The 528-nt window shown below is 56.6% G+C and carries 1 protein-coding gene; it reads right to left on the reverse strand.

What is annotated here, in order from left to right; translation table 11 throughout:
* The coding region (locus ACR0AO_RS25520) for an NAD(P)/FAD-dependent oxidoreductase (RefSeq protein ID WP_480609867.1) at positions 1–528 on the reverse strand (528 nt) is incomplete at both ends.

The raw sequence follows: 528 nt of genomic DNA on the forward strand, positions 1-528 counted from the left end.
GAAGGCTCTACCAATTCAAGATGATAACCACGTTCGCTTTCAAGAGGAACAGAAACTCCCAAGCGCTTTGCCAATGGGCCCGACCAGATCCCGGCCGTCACGACGGCTGCGTCACAAGCAATTGTCTCGCCACCGGCCCGAACACCGGTGACATGTCCGTTTTCCCGAACCACATCTTCGACATTTGCGCGTATGAAGCGACCGCCGTTCGCCTCAACATGCGCGGCAAGGTCTTTCACGTACCGGCCGGGGTCGGTGATGTGGCCATGATCCGAAAGCCGGGCGGCAAATCCGATGCCCTGACTGTAAACCGGGTCATATTCATGGAAGGCGTGACCTTCCAATTCGTCCCACTGAAACCCGTTCCTGCGCCGGATATCCCAACCAAAGGCATCTTCCTCAAAATGTGCGCGATCCCTGTAAAGAAACAGGTAATCTGAAGGAACCAGCCACTTTTCCGCCCCCGTTCCGGCCGCCAGCGCCTTGTGATCATTCAGACTGTCGCCAACGATGGATGTCAGTGCTGCG

The sequence above is a fragment of the Ruegeria sp. AF8 genome (assembly GCF_056541825.1).